21 protein-coding genes and 3 pseudogenes are annotated in these 21203 nt (G+C 45.4%); 9 read left to right on the forward strand and 15 right to left on the reverse strand.

What is annotated here, in order from left to right; all coding sequences use genetic code 11:
- Positions 1 to 123 precede the first annotated feature (123 nt).
- Positions 124 to 552 carry an acyl-CoA dehydrogenase family protein gene (locus M5V91_RS17280; protein ID WP_284521376.1) on the reverse strand — a complete coding sequence of 143 codons (429 nt, stop codon included), beginning with the start codon at positions 550 to 552 and terminating at the stop codon, positions 124 to 126.
- 92 nt (positions 553 to 644) lie between these two features.
- On the opposite strand from M5V91_RS17280, the gene M5V91_RS17285 reads away from it, so the two are divergent.
- The 5 genes from M5V91_RS17285 (at position 645) to M5V91_RS17305 (ending at position 4532) form a co-directional block, all read left to right on the forward strand.
- On the forward strand, positions 645 to 833 hold the full coding sequence (locus M5V91_RS17285; protein ID WP_284521377.1) for a MerR family DNA-binding transcriptional regulator: 189 nt from the start codon (positions 645 to 647) through the stop codon (positions 831 to 833).
- A 26-nt stretch (positions 834 to 859) separates the two neighbouring features.
- Positions 860 to 1033: a hypothetical protein gene (locus M5V91_RS17290; RefSeq protein WP_284521378.1), complete on the forward strand. Its 174-nt coding sequence runs from the start codon at positions 860 to 862 to the stop codon at positions 1031 to 1033.
- Positions 1034 to 1062: 29 nt separating this feature from the next.
- Complete coding sequence (locus tag M5V91_RS17295) at positions 1063 to 2547, forward strand: class I adenylate-forming enzyme family protein (protein WP_251174032.1); 1485 nt, start codon at positions 1063 to 1065, stop codon at positions 2545 to 2547.
- 369 nt (positions 2548 to 2916) lie between these two features.
- Positions 2917 to 3081, forward strand: coding sequence for a hypothetical protein (locus M5V91_RS17300; RefSeq protein ID WP_175502191.1), 165 nt, complete (start codon positions 2917 to 2919; stop codon positions 3079 to 3081).
- 572 nt (positions 3082 to 3653) lie between these two features.
- Positions 3654 to 4532 (forward strand): aminoglycoside 6-adenylyltransferase, encoded by an 879-nt coding sequence (locus M5V91_RS17305; protein ID WP_019379358.1) that lies wholly within the window; start codon positions 3654 to 3656, stop codon positions 4530 to 4532.
- Between the two features lie 26 nt (positions 4533 to 4558).
- Here M5V91_RS17305 and M5V91_RS17310 read toward each other — a convergent pair whose 3' ends face one another.
- Together M5V91_RS17310 and M5V91_RS17315 are read right to left on the reverse strand one after the other, a co-directional pair.
- Positions 4559 to 5866: a uracil/xanthine transporter gene (locus tag M5V91_RS17310; protein WP_217036172.1), complete on the reverse strand. Its 1308-nt coding sequence runs from the start codon at positions 5864 to 5866 to the stop codon at positions 4559 to 4561.
- Between the two features lie 285 nt (positions 5867 to 6151).
- Positions 6152 to 7378, reverse strand: coding sequence for a DUF819 family protein (locus M5V91_RS17315; protein WP_251174033.1), 1227 nt, complete (start codon positions 7376 to 7378; stop codon positions 6152 to 6154).
- A gap of 206 nt (positions 7379 to 7584) precedes the next feature.
- On the opposite strand from M5V91_RS17315, the gene M5V91_RS17320 reads away from it, so the two are divergent.
- Both M5V91_RS17320 and M5V91_RS17325 read left to right on the forward strand, forming a co-directional pair.
- Positions 7585 to 8274 carry an ABC transporter ATP-binding protein gene (locus M5V91_RS17320; RefSeq protein WP_019379362.1) on the forward strand — a complete coding sequence of 230 codons (690 nt, stop codon included), beginning with the start codon at positions 7585 to 7587 and terminating at the stop codon, positions 8272 to 8274.
- Complete coding sequence (locus tag M5V91_RS17325) at positions 8271 to 9608, forward strand: ABC transporter permease (protein WP_009335104.1); 1338 nt, start codon at positions 8271 to 8273, stop codon at positions 9606 to 9608. The genes M5V91_RS17320 and M5V91_RS17325 overlap by 4 nt, the downstream gene beginning before the upstream one ends.
- 40 nt (positions 9609 to 9648) lie before the next feature.
- On the opposite strand, the gene M5V91_RS17330 is transcribed toward M5V91_RS17325, so the two are convergent.
- The 6 genes and pseudogenes from M5V91_RS17330 to M5V91_RS17355 all read right to left on the reverse strand — a co-directional run bounded on the left by M5V91_RS17330 (position 9649) and on the right by M5V91_RS17355 (position 13347).
- Entirely contained in the window at positions 9649 to 10050 is a 402-nt protein-coding gene (locus M5V91_RS17330) for an SRPBCC family protein (protein ID WP_439649944.1), read from the reverse strand.
- 129 nt (positions 10051 to 10179) lie between these two features.
- Positions 10180 to 10440 (reverse strand): MerR family transcriptional regulator, encoded by a 261-nt coding sequence (locus tag M5V91_RS17335; RefSeq protein ID WP_284521379.1) that lies wholly within the window; start codon positions 10438 to 10440, stop codon positions 10180 to 10182.
- 244 nt (positions 10441 to 10684) lie between these two features.
- Complete coding sequence (locus M5V91_RS17340; RefSeq protein WP_251174034.1) at positions 10685 to 11614, reverse strand: iron-hydroxamate ABC transporter substrate-binding protein; 930 nt, start codon at positions 11612 to 11614, stop codon at positions 10685 to 10687.
- Positions 11615 to 11859: 245 nt separating this feature from the next.
- On the reverse strand, positions 11860 to 12075 hold the full coding sequence (locus M5V91_RS17345) for a hypothetical protein (protein ID WP_284521380.1): 216 nt from the start codon (positions 12073 to 12075) through the stop codon (positions 11860 to 11862).
- Between the two features lie 71 nt (positions 12076 to 12146).
- Positions 12147 to 12326, reverse strand: coding sequence for an alpha/beta hydrolase (locus M5V91_RS17350; protein WP_019379368.1), 180 nt, complete (start codon positions 12324 to 12326; stop codon positions 12147 to 12149).
- A gap of 292 nt (positions 12327 to 12618) precedes the next feature.
- Positions 12619 to 13347 (reverse strand): annotated as a pseudogene (locus tag M5V91_RS17355) (DUF1836 domain-containing protein).
- Between the two features lie 175 nt (positions 13348 to 13522).
- On the opposite strand from M5V91_RS17355, the pseudogene htpX reads away from it, so the two are divergent.
- Positions 13523 to 14403 (forward strand): annotated as a pseudogene (gene htpX, locus M5V91_RS17360) (protease HtpX).
- Positions 14404 to 14657: 254 nt separating this feature from the next.
- Positions 14658 to 14891, forward strand: coding sequence for a DUF378 domain-containing protein (locus M5V91_RS17365; protein WP_009335113.1), 234 nt, complete (start codon positions 14658 to 14660; stop codon positions 14889 to 14891).
- 32 nt (positions 14892 to 14923) lie between these two features.
- Here the strand turns inward: M5V91_RS17365 and M5V91_RS17370 are convergent, their stop codons facing one another.
- The 6 genes and pseudogenes from M5V91_RS17370 to kynU all read right to left on the reverse strand — a co-directional run bounded on the left by M5V91_RS17370 (position 14924) and on the right by kynU (position 21097).
- Complete coding sequence (locus M5V91_RS17370) at positions 14924 to 15511, reverse strand: class I SAM-dependent methyltransferase (RefSeq protein WP_251174035.1); 588 nt, start codon at positions 15509 to 15511, stop codon at positions 14924 to 14926.
- Between the two features lie 73 nt (positions 15512 to 15584).
- Positions 15585 to 16421, reverse strand: a complete 837-nt coding sequence (locus tag M5V91_RS17375; protein WP_009335115.1) for an STAS domain-containing protein — start codon at positions 16419 to 16421, stop codon at positions 15585 to 15587.
- Positions 16422 to 16622: 201 nt separating this feature from the next.
- Positions 16623 to 17965, reverse strand: a pseudogene (locus M5V91_RS17380) (sodium-dependent transporter).
- A gap of 79 nt (positions 17966 to 18044) precedes the next feature.
- A complete protein-coding gene (gene kynA / locus M5V91_RS17385; RefSeq protein ID WP_019379372.1) occupies positions 18045 to 18896 on the reverse strand; it encodes a tryptophan 2,3-dioxygenase in 852 nt (283 codons plus the stop codon).
- A 306-nt stretch (positions 18897 to 19202) separates the two neighbouring features.
- Positions 19203 to 19832, reverse strand: coding sequence for an arylformamidase (gene kynB / locus M5V91_RS17390; RefSeq protein ID WP_019379373.1), 630 nt, complete (start codon positions 19830 to 19832; stop codon positions 19203 to 19205).
- Complete coding sequence (gene kynU / locus M5V91_RS17395) at positions 19829 to 21097, reverse strand: kynureninase (RefSeq protein WP_019379374.1); 1269 nt, start codon at positions 21095 to 21097, stop codon at positions 19829 to 19831. Before kynU ends, kynB begins: the two co-directional genes overlap by 4 nt.
- Positions 21098 to 21203: the final 106 nt, after the last annotated feature.

Raw genomic sequence — 21203 nt, forward strand, 5'->3', positions numbered from 1 at the left:
ATTGGGCACCTATCGCAAAGTCCCCACCCAGCCCCTCTTTCGTATGCTGTAAAATTTGCTCCAGCTCTGGAATATCTTCATTCGGATATTGTTCAAGGAGTGCAATTAATCCAATCGTGCATGTCAGCGGGCAGGCGACACCGGCTTCCCCAGCTGATGTATCAGCATCCGCTTGGCAAAACTTTCCCAGGCTGGCATTTTGCTTGAAAAGAGACCTGTACTGAACACTTCTTTTTCCAGCTGATGTGTTTCCATTGGACGGATGACACGGTCAATGCGGTGATTGAAGGCATCAAAATGAAGCAAATACGGACGGACTTCCGGCCTTGCCGCTCTTTCTGCAAGGGTGCTCCATCTGGAAGAAACAGCAGGAGAAAAATGCTGCAGCTCAATATGTATCTGTTCATATTGTGAGCCTGCATATTTCTTTAAGGCCTTTTGCAAAAATGGATCATCCTTATACCAATCCAGATTGTTGCGCTTCTCTAAAAATTCATCAAATGTGTATGAATTCTTTCCTCTTATCTGCTGGTCCTGGGAAGTTATCGTCATGGAAAAATCACTCCTTTTTTGATTGACAAATACTAATTTTCAGAATTATTATAAAACTAAGCTAACGTTAACGTCAACTAGGAGGATACATAATGACAGTAGAAAAGATTTTCACCATCAGCGAGCTTGCGACGATGTTTGACATCAGCTCAAGGACGATCCGCTATTACGAGGAAATTGGCATGCTGACTTCGGAAAACCGTGACAGCATGACTAAACAGCGCAGCTATACGAATCGTGAGCGCCGGCGGCTGAAGATGATTCTGCGCGGAAAAAACTAGGCTTCAGCCTTCAGGAAATCAAGGAAATGATTGATCTTTATGAATTAAATCCGGAAGGTGAAGCGGAAAAAAGCAGGATTATTGCATTCGCTGACAGCAAGCTAAAGGAAATTGAAGAGCAGATCATGCAGCTGCAGATGCTGCGGGAAGACATTCTGACTTACAAAGAAAAGTATGAAAACAGCCGGGTGAAAACATAAAATTATTCATTTAAAAGGGGCTGAGCTAAGTGGGAGCAACGATTCACGGAGTATTGGAGAGAAATGCAAGGAAGTTTCCTGAAAAGGACGCCTTTATTACGGCGTCGAACCGCCTTACCTACGCAGACATGAACCGTACATGCAACAGACTGGCACGATATCTTCAGGGTGAAGGTATCCGGCGGGGTGACCGGATTGCAGTGATGTCCCGCAATAATGAGCACTTCTTTTATGCTTTTTTTGCCTGCATGAAGATCGGCGCCATTCCAATGCCGATGAATGTCCGTCTGACACCGAAGGAATTGGGGGCTATTTTTCAAAACGCGAGTGCTGCAGGGGTTCTGTATGAGGATGAGCTTACTGAAACGGTGACAGCATTAAAAGAGAATTTGAATTTCTATGTTTCGATTCAGGATGCGGTTGAGGCTTCAGTTCATCTTTCTGACGGCAATCTTGATGTGCCAATTGATTCACGGGATGTCTGCGAGATTCTTTTTACATCCGGAACAACCGGTACGCCAAAGGGAGTTGTGTTTAACCATGAACGCATACTTTCGATTGCCGCCGCGGTTTCGGTTAATTTCAGCTTATCGCATTGTGATTCCATGCTTACCCTAATGCCGCTCTCCCACTCTGCTCCTTTGAATACTTTTTTCATGAGCGGGTTTTACTGCGGCGCCTCTCATGTAATTGGGGACTTTACGCCTAAAGGGTTCCTGAACTGGATTCAGCAGGAAAAGACGACCTTCTCATTTGCGGCTCCGGTTGCCTATTTGCTTGCGGCAAAGGATCCGGATTTGGCTTCTTATGATTTATCCAGCATGCGTGTTTTTGCATATGGCGGCGGTCCGCTGGCACTTGCCTCCTATCATCATGTAAAAAAAGCATTTCAGAACGAAAACTTTTATCAGGTTTACGGGTTGACGGAAGCGGGCCCGAATGGAATTTTATTATATCCGGAAGAGCATCTGGAAAAGGCGGGAAGCATCGGCAAAAATCCGACGGTTAATATGGAAATCCGGGTCGTCCGTCCGGATGGCACCGATACGGCTCCCAATGAATACGGCGAGATTCTTCTGACAGGTGACAGCCTCATGCTGGGGTATGACAATAACCCGGATGAAACAAATGCCGCGATGAAGGATGGCTGGCTCTATACTGGCGATATTGCCTATCGGGATAAGGATGGCTACTTTTACATCGTCGACCGTAAAAAGGATGTCATCATCTCGGGCGGCGTCAACATTTATCCGCGTGAAGTCGAAGAAGTACTCGCGAAGCATGACGCGGTTTTGGAATCCTGTGTGGTCGGTGTGCCGCATGAAGAATGGGGCGAAACCGTTAAGGCTGTTGTCGTGCTGAAGGGAGATGCTTCAGAAGAGGAATTGCGCGCATTTGCGGCTGAACATCTGGCTGAGTTTAAATGTCCGCGGATATATTCCTTTGTGGATGAATTGCCGCGGAATGCGAGCGGGAAGATTTTAAAGCAGCAGGTGAAATTGGTGCATGCTTAATTGTATTGGGGATCAGGAGCTTAGGAAGGCACCTGGTTCTTTTTTTATGGAGGATTTATGGCGGCCGTTTTTCTGGCTCTGGCTCCTTTTTCGGCTTCATGAGAGCTTCATGGCGACCATTTTTCTGGCTCTGGCTCCTTTTTCGGCTTCATGAGAGCTTCATGGCGACCATTCTTCTGCATCTGGCTCCTTTTTCGGCTTCATGAGAGCTTCATGGCGACCATTTTTCTGGCTCAGATGCCTTTTTCGGCTTCATGAAGGCTTCATGACTACCATTTTTCTGGCTCTGGCTCCTTTTTCGGCTTCATGAGAGCTTCATGGCGACCATTCTTCTGCATCTGGCTCCTTTTTCGGCTTCATGAGAGCTTCATGGAGACCATTTTTCTGCCTCTCGTGCCTTTTTCGGCTTCATCGGCGATTCATGGCGACCATTTTTCTGGCTTTGGTGCTTTTTCGGCTTCATCGGCGATCCATGGCGACCATTCTTCTGCTTTTGGTGCCTTTTCGGCTTCACGAAGGCTTCAAATTATTTAATCTCAAGGTATAACGACAAAAAGGGAAATCCATCCATGAGGAATGATCGTTAGTCCATGCTATTAACGACCAAACAAGAGATACACCATGAAATATGGGAGTTAATCCTAATCATTATCGACCAAACAAGAGGTGCCACATGAAAAATGGGAGTTAATCCTAATCATTATCGACCAAACAAAGGTGCCACATGAAATATGGGAGTTAATCCTAATCATTATCGACCAAACAAGAGGTGCCACATGAAATATGGGAGTTAATTCTAATCATTAACGACCAAACAAGAGATGCCACATGAAATATGGGAGTTAATTCTAATCATTAACGACCAAACAAGAGATGCCACATGAAATATGGGAGTTATTCCGAATCATTATCGACCAATTGAGAGATACACCATGAAATATGGGAGTTATTCCGAATCATTATCCGCCAAATGAGGGATTCAGCAGCAATACTGAAGCCCTTCCCTCCCACTCAGTTGCCCTTTTTCGGGTTTATGATGAAAACAGGAGGAATTCCCCCTTAAAGAAAGTATCTTAATAGTATAACCAAACAATCCAGGAGGCCACATGAAATCAAGAACCGAAACCGAGATGATGAATCTGATTTTATCAACAGCCCGGGAAGATGAACGGGTGCGCGCGGTTATTCTGAATGGCTCGCGCGCGAATCCGAATGTGAGGAAGGATATTTTCCAGGATTACGATATTGTGTACATAGTTAGGGAAATGGAGTCCTTTACCTGTGATCATAGCTGGGTGGATGTATTTGGCGAGCGGGTTATGATGCAGATGCCGGAGGAGAAGGTGCTGCCGCCTGCCGATGGGCACGGACGCTTCCCCTATTTGATGCAGTTTATGGACGGGAACAGGATTGATCTGACTTTGATTCCGGCTGACGAGATGGATGAGCTGCTGGAGCCCGACAGTCTGAGTGTGCTGCTTCTTGATAAGGATGGACTGATTGGGTACCTGCCGCCAGCCAGTGACCGGGATTATCTGATCAAGAAACCGGATGCCCAGGAATTTGCAGATCTCTGCAATGAATTTTGGTGGATCACGATGAATATCAGCAAAGGGCTTTGGCGCAGGGAGCTTACTTATGCGATGTTTATGCATGAGCAGATCAACCGCAATGTGCTAATTACCATGCTCGAATGGAAGGTTGGCATCACAGACGATTTTACAAAGAGCGCAGGCAAAGCCGGCAAGTATCTGCCCGATTTTCTTCCTGACGAGGTATGGGAGCAGTTCGAATCCACCTATTCAGACGCCGATTTTCATCACATATGGGAAGCCCTTTTTACAATGTGCTCCCTTTTCAGAGAAACGGCCGTCGAGGTCGCAGAAAAGCTGGGCTTCGAATACCCGTTTGAAGATGATAAGCGTGTAACTGCTTTTTTAAAGCATGTCCGCATCCTGCCTGCCAATGCATCATCCATCTATTAAAAAAATCCCCTTCACAGGGGATTTTTCTAGTTATTCTTCAATTCCAGCTGTTCGAACGCAGACCAGTTCACCATTTTTTCAAGAAGAATGGAGATCAGGACGCCCATCAAAAGCCCGTTGGATAGGAATGGCTGAATCAAAACCGGCAATTCTGCGAATACCGCGGCCGGTGTATTCATCAAACTGATGCCGATCAGGACGGGTGCGGCTAAACGGAATATTGTGTCTGAGTTGAACACTTTTCCGCTTAAGCTGTTGAAAGCTGTCCCGAATAACTGCAGATATGCGACAAACAGCACGGCGTTCCCGACTGTTACCGGCATGCCGGCCAGCCATGACCCGAGATGCGGAATCAGGCCAATGACCGTCAGGAGCGCGCCGCCGATGAAGAATGGTGTTCTCATCAATATTCTCGTGCTTTGCAGAAATCCGATCGATGAGGTGAATGGCGTATACGGCACGAGACCAAACCCGCTTCCCATCACTGTGAAAACTGCGGTGATAAAAATCGATCCGCGGTATTCGCGTTTCCCGGATTCTTTTTTAAATAAACGGTCACTGGAGCTGATGGAAGCGACTGTGTTGCTCAGGTTCATCAGACTGGCAAAAAAGGCGACGGCCACAATTCCGATTTCGAGGTTAGGCTGTCCCAGCGGAAACAGTGTAAAGCTCACATCTCCGGACGCTGTCCCCTGCATCGCTTGACCGGCAAACAGTAGATCATAGCCTATCCATCCTGCCAGCAATCCTATTAAGATGGAAAAATTGCTGATGACGGCGTTCCCTTTTAATTTTAATAAACTCACAAAAATGACGAGTGCAAAGGAATAAAGGGTGATGGGAACATCAATGGTGCCCTGTTCACTGACCTTCATCATGCCTTTGAAAAAGATGAAAATCAGCTGGAAGGTTAATAGGAACAGGTAAACGGACATCACCATCGGGCTGAATATCGATTTTAGCAGAGAGATGCCGTTGAAGGCTGCTAGAATTAGAGTGACAGCCGAAGCGAGCAGTACGCCTGTCGCAATTCCGCCCCCGATTTCCGTATAGCTCATGCCAAGGGACGATGCCGACAGTCCAAGGTTTAAGATGACTCCCCACAATAAGCCGGAATGGCCTTCCATGAGCGGATACCGATGCCCTTTCCAGCCTTGAAAAATGGTTGCCAGCCCCGTAAAGATAAGCGAGGCTCTCAGCATCATCGCAATCGTTTCTCCCGGCAGCCCGAAGACTGTTCCAACCGAAATTGGGACCATCACTGTATTAGCAAAAATAAAAAATAGCCATTGAACAGAAGAAAATATCGTTACGGTACCAAACCGTTTATCCAAGGTATCAACACCGCTTTCTATTATTTCGTTTCTCTAAAAATAAACTAGCTATTATTATAGTACAAATCGCGAAAAATTTCTTTGGATTTTTCTTGCAGAAGGATGGAATTTGGAAGAAAGCGGAGCTGGAGCCTGGAATATCGGCGGCTGAGCGATATATTGAAAAGCTGACCGATAAAGTGAAATTTTGACCGTTATCCATTAATTGACCGAAATACTAGAGATGTTAACGGCCATGCAAAATAGAAAAAACCCGCAAAATCCATTGCGGGCGCTTCTCCATTTTTACATAAACCCCGAAAACCACAGTCCGAGCGCGGTTCCAACGTAGTTGCCGATGATATAGCCCAGCGTTCCGACGACGAGTATCGGTCCGATCAGATCCTTCCAGCCTTTGGCGATGGCCATGGCGGCAGCGGTAGTCGGGCCGCCGACATTGGCATTGCTGGCCAAAAGGATTTCTTCGAGGTCATATTTTAGCAGTTTGCCTGCTGTTAAAGATACAGTCAGGTTCACTACGACGATAATGAACACAAACACCAGCAGCAGCGGGGCATTTTCGATAATCAGCGGAATCGATGCCGGGATGCCGATCACGACAAAGAACAGGTAAATCAGGAATGTGCCGATTTCCTGGCTTCCGTTAATAGACTCGAAGTACCTCGGAAACATGGCCAATACCAGGAACGTCAGAGTGGTCAGCATCAAATACTTGTCTCCAAACAGCCCGTTTACGAGATTGATAAAGAAAGAAACGTCATCCCCGGAAGGAATGGCGGAGTCCAGGAATTCAGCAACTTTAAATGAAACAATCACCAGCAAAAAAGCTGTTCCGACGGATAACGCGATATCCTTTAAGGAGATGTCCTTTCGCTTCCAAAAGCTTTCCGCAAGTGTCTTCCCCTCTACTCCTATACTGCCGCTTTCCACCTGGTCTACATGCGGCGTTTTAAACCGGCGCCGGAAAAAGCCAATGGCCGGTACCATCATCAGAACGACGAAGTAAATGGCCATCATTAAATTATCGGCGACAACTGCGGCTGATACCATTTCTCCAGGCGTCTTGAACTTTGCCGCCATGGCCGCGAAGTTTACCCCGCCGCCAATATAGGACGCGCTGAGCATGGCTCCTAGTTTATCAAGGACAGGTATATGATCTTTCAGCAAGAAGAAGCTGATGATCACCCCTGCCACTGTCCCGATGGAGCTGATCAGAAAGATAATCAGCAGACGGCCGCTTTCCTGCCAGATTCTTTTAATCTTCACATGAAAAAGAAGCAATGGGATCGCAAGCGGAATGATAAAAGTCCAGACTGCATCGTATACAGGTGATGCTGTCGGAATAATGCCGGTATTGGATAGAATGATGGCGCCAATCAGGGCAACAATCGCCCCTGAAATTTTTGCTGCCCAGCTGTAACGCTGCTCCAGATAGATGCTTGCCGAGGCCCATACCACAATAATTCCCCATAGTGTTACATAATCATCAGCTTTAATAAGTGTCTGCTCCAATAACATTTCCTCCTTTTTTACAGTGTCACTACTACTCATAGTAGCTCTATCTCTTTTAAAATTCAAAATATTCAAACCGGACGGAATTGATTCAACAAAATTCGGGTGGTGCCTGTCACCAAAAATTATTTTATATTTTTTTGAAGCCGAAAGTGCCCTTTCGTACGTCTAGATTGCAGACACTTTTTTAGAAGGAAGGTTATTGCGTGATAGAAGTTAGAGAATTAAGCCATGCGTTTGAGATTGGCAAAAAAGAAAAGAAGACGGTAATTCCGGTATTGGAGGATGTTTCTTTTTCAGTGGAAAAAGGCGAGATTGTCACGATTGTGGGCAGGAGCGGATCCGGGAAGTCGACGCTCTTGAATATCATCAGCGGTTTTATTAAGCCAAAGCATGGGGAGGTCTGGATACAGGGTGAAAAGGTCAGTGACTATAACGAAGGCAAATTCGCTGATTTCCGCCTGGCGAATCTCGGATTCATTTTCCAGAGCTTTCAGCTGATTCCGAGCATGACGGCTTACCAAAATGTCGAGCTCCCTCTCATTCTCAAAGGGATGACTGAAAAGGAAAGACAGCAGAAGACGGAAGAGACGTTAAAGCGGGTAGGCCTTATCGAATATAAAGATCATTATCCAAGTGAGCTTTCCGGCGGACAGCAGCAGCGCGTCAGCATCGCCCGGGCGCTTGTGGTAAATCCTCCCCTCATTCTGGCTGATGAACCGACAGGCAGCCTGGACAGTGAAACAGAAAACGAGCTGCTGCAGTTCATTCAAGAGCTGAACCGGGATCTGGGCATCACGTTTCTGATTATTACGCACGACGAAAAAGTGGCAGCCATCGGCCATAAGACAATTGAAATCACAGATGGAAGGGTTATGGAGGGTGTATTGGCATGAATTTAAAAGATCAATTCAGATTTGTAAGGCAAAATATGAAAAAGAATAAAACAAGGCTGTTTATGACGATTTTAGCCACAGCGATTGGATGTACCTTTCTGATTGTGCTGGCATCGGTCGGATTCGGGCTTCATAAATCGATCATCCAGGATGTAATGGAAGACAGCCTTGTTACGGAAGTCCAGGTTCACGGCAAGGAAGCGGGCGAAGGAAATTTCCAGGGCATCAAAGATGAAGATATCAAACATTTTCAAGAAATCACCGGGGTAAAAGCAGTTACCCGCAGGCAATCTCTGCAGCAAAGCCCGATCTTTAAAACAGGGGATTATACCTCTCAATCAGAAGCTGTTTCGGCCTATTTCCCGGAAGAAGTGAAAGCAGGATTCGAGCTTTCTGAAGGAAGACTCCCGGAAAAAGGGAATGAAGTGGTGGTTGGCTCCTCCTTTGCGGATGGTCTGTCTCTGGAGCCGAAAGAAGGAGAGAATGCCTTTAATGAGGATGGAACGATAAAAGAAGAATACGCCTACAAGGGTGAGTTAGTCGGAAAGACGATTGAAATGGAAGTTATCAAAATGGAGGATGGCAAGGAAATCAAAAAGTCCATTCCCCTGACCATAACCGGGGTCACGAAAAAGCCTTCTAAAGAATGGATGCAGATCCGCACGGTCTTCATTTCCGAAGATATTTTTAAGGAAGTGGAAGCATTCACCGGTACACCTGCCGGCAGTCCGGAGCAAGTGGAGGGAGCTTCCGAGGATACTGGCCGAATATACGATACTGTCAGCCTTTACGCTAAAGATGTCGAGGCTGTCACAGGCATCAATGACCAATTGAAAGACGGCAATTATATGGTTTATTCCATCGTGAACGAGATGAAGCAGATTAATATGGTTTTTACGATTTTAAAAATCGGTCTTCTCTTCATCGGTACCATTGCTTTGATCATTGCCTCCATCGGCATTTATAATACGATGACGATGGCCGTTACGGAGCGCGCCCCCGATATCGGGATCATGAAAGCGATCGGCGCCCATCCGAAAACGATTAAGCGGATCTTTGTCCTTGAAAGCAGCTATATCGGCCTGCTTGGCGCCCTGTTTGGGACGATTGTTGCTTATGGAATCAGCTATGCGGTCAACCTGGCCCTTCCGCTCGTGCTGGAAAGAGTATTTGAGGAAGCCCCGCCTGAGGGCCTCATGCTTTCCTACATTCCGTGGTCCCTGACATTGATCAGTGTGGCGATTTGTCTGACAGTTACCATCTTCTCAGGCTGGCGTCCGGCCAAGCGCGCGACACAAGTGGATGTGCTGAAGGCAATGAGACGGGAAGTTTAATAGATAAAACATCGCTGGTATGAGCCGGCGGTGTTTTTTATTATAACTTGAATGCTTCTTCGCGAACCTTCTGCAAAAATTCTTCAACCACTTTCAGGTTGTTTTTATCGCCGCCAAGCTTCAGCATGGCCCTTCCTACGAAGTTAACCCCTTTATTTTCCCCTTCATAAATAAACCTGGTATGGGAGTCATCGATTTTGACCAGCGTAAATGCGAGGGTGATTTCAAAGGCCTTTCCCAATACAAAATGGATCTGCTTATGCTTTTTATCCTCTGCATTCTCATATGCCAGCGTTTCGACAATATAAGTTTCCTGGCGCTTGCCTTCTCTGTAGGTTTGCCTGTGCTTTGCCCCTGCTTCATGTTCCCTTTTTCGATCAGGGTGTGCTCTTCGACCTTGGGCATGATTTTCTTTATGTGCTGGTCGGAAAACAACCTCCACACCTTTTCAATATTCCTTTCAATCATGATTTCTTCTTTCCATTGAATCACGATTCTTCCTCCTTCCCCGATTCCAAAAAGGCATCGATTTCATCTATTTGGCCTTGAAGCTCTTCCATTTGTTTCTCGATCAGTTTTCTTTTTGCAGCAGCAATGCTTCCAGATTGGCGAATGATTCATCCTCCATCACGGAAATCATTTCCTGAATGGTGAAGCCTAGTCTTCTTAGTTTTATTAACAGAATAGCCAAAAAATAGCTGCCGTCATCGTAATACCGGTAATTGTTTTTTGAGTCAATAAAAGCAGGCTCCAGCAGCTTCACTTCTGCGTAATATCGCAATGTTTCCTTCGTTAACCCGGTCATTTCCGAAAACTCGCTGATCTTGTACATCGCTTCCTCCCATTTATCTTAAACTGTGGGGTGCACCACACGGTCAATGCTTTTTTAAATAATATTTTGTATTATGTATATCACAATGCACATCCGATAGAAAGAGATAGAAAAAGCCTCAGGCGGCATGAACCGCTGAGGCTTTATTCCGTTATAGATTTCAACCAGGGAGCGAATCGCTTCCTCTTCCTATTCTTATTTTGCATACTCGCCAATATAGGATTAATCGATTGAATTGCTGCTATTATTTTCCTTTAGTTAATTCATTCACTATAAATTCCAGCTGATTTTCAAGGGAAATGGCATCGTTAAACCAAAATGATTCGGAATCAAATTCTATCACCTTGTTGTTTTGTACAGCAGGAATTTCCTTCCATACACTTGTATCCATAAAGGATCCCTTCCCTGTTTCATCTCCTGTTCCAACAAACATAATGTCACCGGCGTATTCTGGGATTAACTCAGTCGATATGGATTTATAGCCGGGTCCAAACACATCCTTTTCTACCTTATCAGGTGCCTGAATTCCAAGGGCCTGATAAATGATTTCCGTTCCCCGTCCCCAATTCTTTCCGTAAATATATGTTTCTTTTCCCATTGTTTCGAGTACTGTTACAGTTACATCCTCACCAATGGCAGCTCTTACCTTTTCCTTTTCTTCTTTAGCTTTTTCAGTCCATTCTTCTACCCATTTTTCTGCTTCATTTTCTTTCCCTACAATTTTCCCAATTTCAATATGCTGCTGTAAATAATCGTACTCTGTATTTGTCAGGGCAACAGTTGGAGCAATTTCCGAGTATTTCTTTAGATTCTTATCAGACGAAAAAGCAATAATTAAATCTGGCTCCAATTCTATTAACTTTTCGATGGACCCTTCCGCAACAACTTCTGTATTTTCTAGTTTATCCCCGAAAAATTTGTTTCCTTTTACCCATTCATTCACGGCAACAGGGGTAATTCCAAGCTTCAATACATTCCCCACATAGATATGTGCCAATACCGCCACCCTTTTAGGCTTGGCAGGAACCTGGACATCTCCATCTTCTCCATGGTATGTCCTTGTGCCAGAGTCAGCGCTTGCCCCTGATGTTTTGCCTGAGCTTTCTCCGCAGGCAGATAAAGTACACGCTAACAACAGTGTGATGACAATTAATATAAACTTCGTTTTTTTCACTGGTTTTCATCTCCATCATATTTTTCTATCAACATCAAGTGTAAATGATTATCATTATCAATAAGAATAAAACAGTTCAGCTCGTTTTTCAATTCATTTTTATCATATATTTTATTTTTGATAGAATTTGAACCGCATCTATTCTCCATTTAAATATAAAAAACCTCAAAAGCAACAACCGTTAAGGTACTTGTACTTTTATGGTTTTAACACAAATCTCAAAGACCTGCTTAAAGCGGCAGGCACTACAGAGATATGGTTTTTTCCCCCTCGGCGATATCCAGCATAATATCAAGCCGTGAATCCTTCAAGAGGGTTAAGCGCTCTGCCAATTCCTTTACATCCTCCACCATGAATCGTTTTTCCTGAGCTCCGGCTGAAAAATAGATTTTAAGATTGCCATCTCTCAATCGGTCTATGAATTCGGTTCCAGCTCCAAAATACATTGCTGATTCCACCAAATGGTTGGGCTGCTAATCATATAGCTATGAAAAGCTTCCGGCTTTGTAAAAAGCGCATACAGACCAAACAGTCACCCTAAGGAATGGCCAAAGAAGATGTGCCTCGCAGGATCAGCCTCAAACATTTCATTCACCTTCGGCTTCAGTTCCTGTTCAATAAATTGCAGGAATTTCCCGCTCCCCCGCTCCTTGGCCATGGCTTCCGGAGAATCTTCTGTGATTTCAAAAGTGAACTCCGGCGGGGAATCCAATATCCCTTATTCTCCTTAAACCGGAAGCGGTCCTTTTCGATCGTTAAATCTCCCGCTCCGTTCACAACGGCGAGCAATATATGCTGATTGGTAAACTGATCCTCCAGCTGCCACTGCATTTCTTCTTTTATATTTCTATTTTTCTCAGCCTGAATATGAGGTCTTCTAACGCAAAGCAATCAGTATTTATTTCTAACACTCCTGTTCTTTCTATCAATAATGATCATCAATATCACTTTATAAAACAAGAGCACAAAAAAACATCGCCCTCTAGTTGCGATGTTTTCTTGGCTTACCCATTTAAAAATAAGGTAGCTGTTACATATTTCTTTGTCAGCGACTTGTAGTAGGCCGATAAAACTGTCAGTGAAGCCGTTACAAGAATATTGGAAACGATGTCTTTCTGGTTTTCAGTAAAATCCTGGAAACTCTCCATTGTTTTCAATGCTTCTTTTGATGCACTGTTCTGTCTGATCGTATATGCTTTTTTCGGCACCATTGTGCTGATGGACTTTTTCAAAAATGGCCGCGTAAGCAGAATAAAAAGGGATCGGCCCAATCAGGTCGTCTGTGCGGTCATCCAGATCATTAAAAAGGAGGGCAAGAATTTTTCGGATCGAATCGAAATCAAGCGTCGCTTTCAGATCCTCCACGATAAAAAGCATGGCAGCCTGGTCGGCCGAATATTTCTTGCCGAGCTGCGGACTGCCTATCAGGTCCTTAACATCCCGCTTCACCCAGTTTTGCACAGCAGTCGAAGATAGATGGGTAAATTCAATCTGGTTTCCCAGTGCGACAATTTCATTGATGGAAAAGCCGATTTTCTGCAAATCTGCCCGCAGCAACTTTTCAAATATAGCCGGCATTTTGGTATCCAGAAAAGCTTCCGTTGATATTCCTTTCTTTTCATGAGCGGCCCCCCATGCCTGCTGGAGAATTTGTTTGGGTGAATGCCCCCTTCCCCCTTCAGCGACAGAAGGAAATCAGCCATGCTTTTCCTCGATAGCTGGAATAATTCCAAGATAATCAGCCCCTGCGTTCTCTTTTCGATGCTTTCATCCTAATGGTTTACATGATAACAGTCAACGTCTATTTCCTTACCGCCTAGTTTTTACTTGTCATTTTAATCGAAAAATTGTATTATATAGTCAGATGACAAGTTCATATGAACTCAAAATAGATTAAAGGGTGAGGAAATGGGTAAACGTATTTTTTACTTTTTATTGACGAACGTGCTGGTTCTATTGACCATCAGTATTATTTTCTCGCTGATTGGCGGAGGTAATTACATCAATGCCCAGGGCGGCATTGATTTCGGCGCATTGCTTGTGGTCAGTGCCGTAATTGGTTTCACTGGCTCCTTCATTTCCCTGTGGATGTCCCGCTGGATGGCCAAGAGAATGATGAATGTTCAGGTGCTGGATCCGAATAGTTCCCTTTCAGCAGCTGAACGCGACATCGTGGAAAAAGTTCATCGCCTATCAAGAGCAGCAGGCTTAACACATATGCCTGAAGTGGGAATCTACCATTCCCCTGAAGTGAACGCTTTTGCAACAGGTCCTACGAAAAAACGCTCTCTTGTGGCGGTTTCAACTGGATTGCTCCAGGAAATGGATGACGATGCCATTGAAGGTGTCATCGCCCATGAGGTCGCACACATCGCGAACGGAGACATGGTCACCATGACCCTTCTCCAGGGGTTGTCAACACATTCGTTGTCTTCCTTGCTCGAATCGCAGCCTGGGTGGCATCCCGTTTTGTCAGAGAAGAAATGGCGCCGATTGTACACTTTATAGCTGTAATCGTGTTCCAAATCGCCTTTTCAATCCTTGGAAGCCTTGTGGTCTTCGCCTACTCCCGCCACCGTGAGTTCCATGCGGACCGCGGGGGTGCTGACCTTGCCGGCAAAGACAAAATGACACATGCCCTGCAGATGCTGAAGGCCTACTCCAGCCGCATCAAGGGTGAAGAGCAGACAGCGATCTCCACTTTGAAAATTAATAACAGAAGCAAAGCTTCACTGTTCTCGACGCATCCGGATTTGGATGAGCGTATCAGACGTTTGAGTGCGAAGTAAGCAGAAAAGCGCACGCGCCTTGTCCACCCCGACACTCGAGGGGGAGGCTGCTTGTGTTAGACATATGAAAAGGGTGCCCTGGATGGGGCACCCTTTTCATATTCTTTCATCTCTAACTCTCTGAAAATTGTTTGTCCCCTCAATATCCGGGTAATCTCCTAATAGACAGCAGGAAAAGCATCGGGACTAAAGCTGTGACGGTTTGTCCCGATGCAGCACCCTGGAAAATTTTTTTACACGAGGAGGCTATGAACATGAACGGTTTCCAGCGCATTGCACTTGTACTGACGATTATTGGAGCCATCAATTGGGGGCTGATTGGGTTTTTCCAATTTGATTTAGTTGCCAGCTTATTCGGAGGACAGGATGCAGTTTTATCAAGAATAATCTATGGTTTAGTGGGAATTGCCGGATTGATCAATCTGGGACTCCTCTTTAAACCGAGCCGTGAATATGAAAGAGAACCGGAATCAAGGCCTGTTCGATAAAAGAAATTCCCCCTCCAATATGGCTGGGGGGTTCAATCAAACGTTTGATTAAACCGATAGACCAAAAAACGCTCATTTTCATCGCCCTCGAGGACCACCTCTTTTATCAGCTCAAACGGGGTGCTGTTTTCCAGATAAAAAATATAATCTTCTGAAGGGTAGTATAAGATGATGTCCATTTTGCGCGGGTTCTCTTCGGCTGAGAGCAGGATGCTGTTGACGACTTTCATAAAGATCTTCACCGAAAACGGATTGAAAAAGTAAAAGTGGCTGTCCTGCGGTGTTATTTCATACTCCTGAGCCAGGATGCACTGAAAGCTGATTCTGGCTTTTTCTCCTTTGTAAGTCCGCAGGTTTTCCAGTGCCTCACGGTAAAAGTCCTCACTCATCTCCACGCCGGCAGCAGATGCCCGAAATGTATGGTGAATATAAAAAGGCAGCCTGCCTTTGCCGCAGCCGAAATCCACCAGGCGGTCGCTGCTTCTTAACCCGTATTCACTGAACAGTTTTTCCAGGCCTTGATATGGAGTTGGCTCGTAGCGGTGGTAGTGGAAAGATTTATGGAATCCTATTTGGTCACCGCTTGTATGGATGTTGATTATTTCATCAAAATTTTTCATGCTGGATTCCTCCGCTAAAAAATGCCTGCCGCCATCCCAATTGGACAGCACCAGGCATTGTGATATGTTGTATTTATTTCGATTCATTCCCTAGATATTCTTTTAAAGTCTGCTGCAATGTTCCCTTTGTTTCCGCCTGATTTTCGAATGAAACGCCGGCATGGATCATTTTTCGGACAAGTTCAGCACGAAGGCCTGTAAGAACCGCCTCGCATCCCATCATTTTGATGCCGCTGAGGATCTTTTTGAAGTGTACAATGACATCAATTTCCATATCGGCAATTCCGGAGAGATCCATGATTAAGGTCTGGATTTTAATGGATGAGATATCCATCAGAACTTTCTCTTCAATCGTCTGAATCCGGTAGGAATCAATCATGCCAATCAGCGGCAGAACAGCAACAGAAGTGCTGACTGGGATAATCGGCACTGACAAATGCTCAACCAGTTTGCGCTGTGATTTAAGCATCTCATCTTTATAATCAGAGTAGCTGATGAAGAAGTTATTTAAAAATTGGTCAACATGGTCATTTACATTCTTTTCCAGATTATAAAAGTCCTCTCCTACTCTATTCCTCCCTTTAATTTTGTCGTATTGGAATAAGAAGTGCCACAAAGTACGCCGGATCGCCTGTACCCATTCCAGCTTAAATGAAAGTGTCAGGGAATGCTCGGCCCAGGCAACACCTTCCTGCCTGGCAAAGGCAATCAGCTCTTCTTCTTCATTTTCGACAACATATAAAGCCAGCCTCTCGGCATTTTTTAAAAGATCGATATTGCCTCTTTGCAGAATTTCATTGATTTTAGAGGCAACATTTACAGCCTCGGACAGTAATTTCGCTTGAAAATTCTCACGATTCACAACAATAAATTCTGCTATATCCTTAGTTTCTTTGTAAGTTGCTTCCATTTTAAGCATACGCCCCTTTGTTTTATATACTATACACTTTCGTTTTAATCATGGAAAATCCTTCTTGAACTTAATATGGAAGATAATAGCACCCTTTTATCAGACCCCAAAATTTTAATACCCTTTCTAATTTGCCCATAAACCTTTAATTTGATTTTTTTAAAATTACTGAAAAAAAGCGCCAGGACTTGGCGCTTCTTTTTAAAAAATTCCGGATGTGCTGATAAACACAACAACAATAGTAGCAGGGACCAATACTTTCATAAGGATGTTCCACGCTGTGTACATGGCTGGAGAAATATCGCTGCCGAGCAGAAATTCCTCTTTTACTAGCTGTTTGTCCATTCTTAAAGAAATAAAGAGGGCAATCAGCAGGCAGCCGAGAGGAAGAAGGATGTTGCTGACAAGGTAGTCGGTTGCATCAAATATATTTTTCCCGAAAATGGTGAAGTCCCCAAGCAGGCTGAACGACAGCGCAGCAGGAATCCCGGCGGCGAACATGACAATGCCGGAGATCCAGGAGATTTTTTCCGGGAATGCTTTCCGTTCTCGATGAATGCAGAGACGATGATTTCCAGCATGCTGAACGATGATGTCAAAGTGGCAAATAAGAAAAGCAGCAGAAAGATTGCCAGAAACATTTCCCCTAATGGGATCTGTGAAAAGACGGCCGGCAGGACCATGAAAAGAAGCCCCGGGCCTTCCGCCGGTTCAAAACCGAATGCAAACACAACCGGGAAAATCGCCAATCCTGCCAAAACAGAGATAATAATGTTCATGATGACAACAGAGCCCGCTGAATTTGGGATGCTTACTTTTTTATCCAGATACGAACTGTAAGTGACCATGCATGAGAAGCCGACTGCCAGTGCAAAGAACGACTGTCCCAATGCATAAAGAGCCGATTCCCCAGTGATTTTGCTGAAGTCCGGGTTCAGGAAGAACTTGACTCCTTCCATCGCACCATCCAGTGTCAGTGCGCGTACCACAAGCACGATAAAAAAGATGAATAATAGCGGCATCATATATTTGCTTGCAGCTTCAATCCCATTTTGGATTCCGAATGTGATGACCACAATGTTAATAAGCAGAAAAGCTGCCAGCCCCATTAGAGTCCAGCTTGGCGTGGATGTAATCATGCCAAACAGTTCCGGATAGGCTGCGCCCGGCGTAATGATTTGGCCGCCAATCGACAGGACTGTATAAATCAGCACCCAGCCCCCAACAACCGAATAAAAACTCAGCAGCAGGAAGCAGCCGACAACGCCAAGCTTGCCGGTAATGGTCCACGGACTGTTTGGAGCCAATTTATAATAGGCAGACACTGCTTCTTTCTGTGCCCCGCGTCCGATAATAAACTCTGAAATGAGCATCGGAAGACCAATCAAAATCGTAAACGCGATAAACATCAGCAAAAAGGCGCCTCCTCCGCTCGTTCCGGCTACATACGGGAACTTCCAGATCGCTCCCAGGCCAATCGCGGCACCGGCCGAGGACATGATAAAGCCGAATTTAGAAGACCATTGCTCTCGATTTGTACTCATAGTACCCCCTGTTCTCTATTTTTATGCAAGGCCCGATTCAGGAAGACTTTCGGGCCCCGATTCCCCTTTAAATCCTAGATTATAACTCTGTGCGGATATCCCAAAGTTCAGGGAAGAAGCGCTGATCCAATACTTTTTTCAAATAACCGACACCGGATGAACCGCCTGTTCCCATCTTGAAGCCGATGATTCTTTCCACCGTTTTCATATGGCGGAAGCGCCACTGCTGAAGCCAATCTTCGATATCCACAAGTTTTTCCGCAAGCTCGTATAACTCCCAGTACTTTTCAGGATTTTTATACACCGTCATCCAGGCTGCGCGGACCGAATCATTTTCTTTATATGTTCTGGTTACGTCTCTGTTCAGAATGTCTTCATCAACTGGCAGGCCTGCTTTATGAAGCGCGCGGATGGCTACATCGTATAGGCCCGGCTTTTCGAACGCTTCCGTTAACTTTGCATGCAGATCCGGGTCTTTTTGATAGATTTTCAGAACATGCTCGGTTTTATAGCCTAACGCAAATTCTACCATACGATACTGGTAGGATTGGAAGCCAGATGCCTGGCCAAGTGAATCGCGGAACTCCATATACTCGGATGGCGTCAATGTGGACAGCACATCCCATGCCTGAATAATCTGCGATTGTGTCTTCGAAACGCGCGCCAATCGCTTCTGTGCTGTGGATAAATCATTGTTTTCAATCGATTCAATGGCTGCACCCATTTCATGAAGAATCAGCTTCATCCACAGCTCGCTCACCTGGTGGATGACGATAAACAGCATCTCATCATGATGTCCGGAAAGCCTGTTTTGCGCGGATAGGATTTTGTCGAGCTGCAGGTATTCACCGTATGTCATGTTGTTGGTGAAATCTGTATGGATGCTCTTTTCAGAGGTTGTCGCGTTTACGTCCTGGTGTGTTTCTTTCATGTTATGTCCTCCTTGAGATTTGTTCTTGTAGTTCCCGATTCGGGCCGTGCCTGTTATTTCAGCGACTGACCGATATATTGGGAAAGTGACCGATATATCTGATGCGGATTGCAGCCGGACTTCATTTGGCCGGTAAACCCGCATTTTGGCCGGTATTTTATCGAAATTGGCCGGTGATTGTACGTTTTTGGCCGGTATTTCCTTCAAATTGGCCGGTAAAGGCTATTTCTGCTGGCTGCTGCACTTCCAGCAAGGCAGAAGTTTAGCGTTTGGCCGATAAATTCGAGGTTTTGGCCGTTCCCCCGCTTAAATTGGCCGAATAACCGCCCGCACCGGGCTGCCATCTCCGTCTTTTATTGGGAGCGGCAAGGCAATTAGCTCGTAATTTCCTTCTTCTATCTCATCCAGCATGATATTTTCCAGAATATGAATGCCATTTCGATATAAAGCATGGTGTGTTTCCATCTCTTTGCTGTCGAGCGCATCGACGGATGGCACATCCACTCCGAGCAGGCGCACCCCTTTACTGCCGAGGTAGTCTGCCATATCCTCGGTCAGTTCAGGGATCTGATTCGGAAACACTTCCGAATGATTCGGAACCGAGGTCCTGAGCAGAACACGTTCCACACCTTCGAGATCAAATCCTTTCAGAACTTCCGAATCCACCGTTTCATAGGCTGATACATCTATCACACACGCCGGCCCGATATACAGCTCGATATCCAGGTCCAAGATCTTTTCGCCTTCGTCATTAAAATGGAACGGTGCATCGACATGGGTGCCGGTATGCAGGCTGGTCGTAATCCTGCCAATATTGACAGAGCCGGTTTGTTCTTTTGTAAAAGCTGTTTCATAGCTGAATGGCGTATCTCCGGGCCAGTGGGCAATGGCATTAGTCAGCGGCTGTGAAATATCGATCCATCCCTTTTTCATCATGCTACGACTCCCCGCTTATTTTCGAATTGCTTGTATTTTTCTTGATCCATAATACCTTTAAGGATCTGAACTGTTTTCCAGACATCTTCAAACGTATTGTACAGCGCTACCGGAGCCAGACGGATTCCGTTCGGGGCACGGAAATCCGGGATAACTCCCTCTGCCTTCAGCGCCTTGCAGATCCTTGCTGCTTCCGGGTGCTCCAGATAAATATGGCCGCCGCGCCTCTTTTCATCAAGCGGGTTGCGCAGGATAAATCCGTGTCCGTCAAGCTCATGCTGAATCAGCTTAATCATATAGCCAGTCAGTTTAAGTGATTTTTCGCGGATTCTTTCCATGCCAGCTTCATTAAACATGCTGAGTGATCCAATAATTGGCGCCATGCTAAAGATATTCGGAGTTCCAATCTGATATGCGCCTGCATCTTCAGCAGCAGTCAGCACATGTTCCATATCAAACTGCTTATCCTTGCGGGAGCTGAACCAGCCGGCAAGTCCCGGCACTTGGCCAAAATGGCGCTTGTTCACAAACAATCCGCCCGTCGAGCCAGGTCCGCCATTCAGATGCTTATAGTTGCACCAGAACGCGAAATCCACATCCCAATCACTTAGGGAATGCGGGACAGATCCAACCGAATGGCATAGGTCAAAGCCAATCTCAATCCCGCGCTTATGTGCTTCTGCAGTCAGATACTCCATATCCAGCACCTGGCCGCTTCGGTATAAAACACCCGGCAGGACAATCAGCGCGATTTCATCTGTCATCTCAGCGACAATGTCTTCTTCCTTCAGCGTATGGCCATCCGCGCTTTTTACCTGGACAAGATGCTCATCAGGATCATAGCCCTTCAGCTTTACCTGGCTTTGCAGCGCATAAATATCGCTCGGAAAATTCAATTCATCCGCCAGTATCTTCGTTCTTTTTCCTTGCGGCTTATAAAAAGTCGAGACAAGCTGATGCAGATTAACGGTTGTGGAACCGCTTACAATAACTTCCTCCGGATGTGCTCCCACGATTGGCGCCAATTCTTTTCCTAGTTTTTCAGATAAATAGAACCAGGGATTGTCCCCTTCTGTCCAGCCATCAATAGCATGGTGCTTCCAGGAATCCAGCAGGTCAAGGAGTGACTTTTCCGCACGCTTTGAAAGCAGTCCAAGTGAATTGCCATCCAGATAAATTCCGTCTTCTTTTATATAAAACTCTTCCCGGTAGGACAGCTCATTCCCAGCATCCAGTCCGATTGCATACTCTCTTGTAAAATCCATAGATTTCCAACCTTTCAGAATATTAATTATTTACGAAAATTATATGGTTTGATTGACACTATGTCAATGATATAATGTCAGTATAGTTGCCAGAAACTGAACGAAG

Origin of the sequence: Cytobacillus pseudoceanisediminis (assembly GCF_023516215.1) — a bacterium.
Classification (GTDB): domain Bacteria; phylum Bacillota; class Bacilli; order Bacillales; family Cytobacillaceae; genus Cytobacillus; species Cytobacillus pseudoceanisediminis.

What these genes read in the sequence shown, in the direction of transcription:
- M5V91_RS17290 (WP_284521378.1), top strand. Translation starts at nt 860, where the DNA reads ATGATTGATCTTTATGAATTAAATCCGGAAGGTGAAGCGGAAAAAAGC.
- kynA (WP_019379372.1), bottom strand. Translation starts at nt 18,896, where the DNA reads ATGAAAGAAACACACCAGGACGTAAACGCGACAACCTCTGAAAAGAGC.
- M5V91_RS17305 (WP_019379358.1), top strand. Translation starts at nt 3,654, where the DNA reads ATGAAATCAAGAACCGAAACCGAGATGATGAATCTGATTTTATCAACA.
- M5V91_RS17285 (WP_284521377.1), top strand. Translation starts at nt 645, where the DNA reads ATGACAGTAGAAAAGATTTTCACCATCAGCGAGCTTGCGACGATGTTT.
- M5V91_RS17365 (WP_009335113.1), top strand. Translation starts at nt 14,658, where the DNA reads ATGAACGGTTTCCAGCGCATTGCACTTGTACTGACGATTATTGGAGCC.
- M5V91_RS17375 (WP_009335115.1), bottom strand. Translation starts at nt 16,421, where the DNA reads ATGGAAGCAACTTACAAAGAAACTAAGGATATAGCAGAATTTATTGTT.
- kynB (WP_019379373.1), bottom strand. Translation starts at nt 19,832, where the DNA reads ATGATGAAAAAGGGATGGATCGATATTTCACAGCCGCTGACTAATGCC.
- M5V91_RS17325 (WP_009335104.1), top strand. Translation starts at nt 8,271, where the DNA reads ATGAATTTAAAAGATCAATTCAGATTTGTAAGGCAAAATATGAAAAAG.
- M5V91_RS17280 (WP_284521376.1), bottom strand. Translation starts at nt 552, where the DNA reads ATGACGATAACTTCCCAGGACCAGCAGATAAGAGGAAAGAATTCATAC.
- kynU (WP_019379374.1), bottom strand. Translation starts at nt 21,097, where the DNA reads ATGGATTTTACAAGAGAGTATGCAATCGGACTGGATGCTGGGAATGAG.
- M5V91_RS17335 (WP_284521379.1), bottom strand. Translation starts at nt 10,440, where the DNA reads ATGTACAAGATCAGCGAGTTTTCGGAAATGACCGGGTTAACGAAGGAA.
- M5V91_RS17300 (WP_175502191.1), top strand. Translation starts at nt 2,917, where the DNA reads ATGGAGACCATTTTTCTGCCTCTCGTGCCTTTTTCGGCTTCATCGGCG.
- M5V91_RS17370 (WP_251174035.1), bottom strand. Translation starts at nt 15,511, where the DNA reads ATGAAAAATTTTGATGAAATAATCAACATCCATACAAGCGGTGACCAA.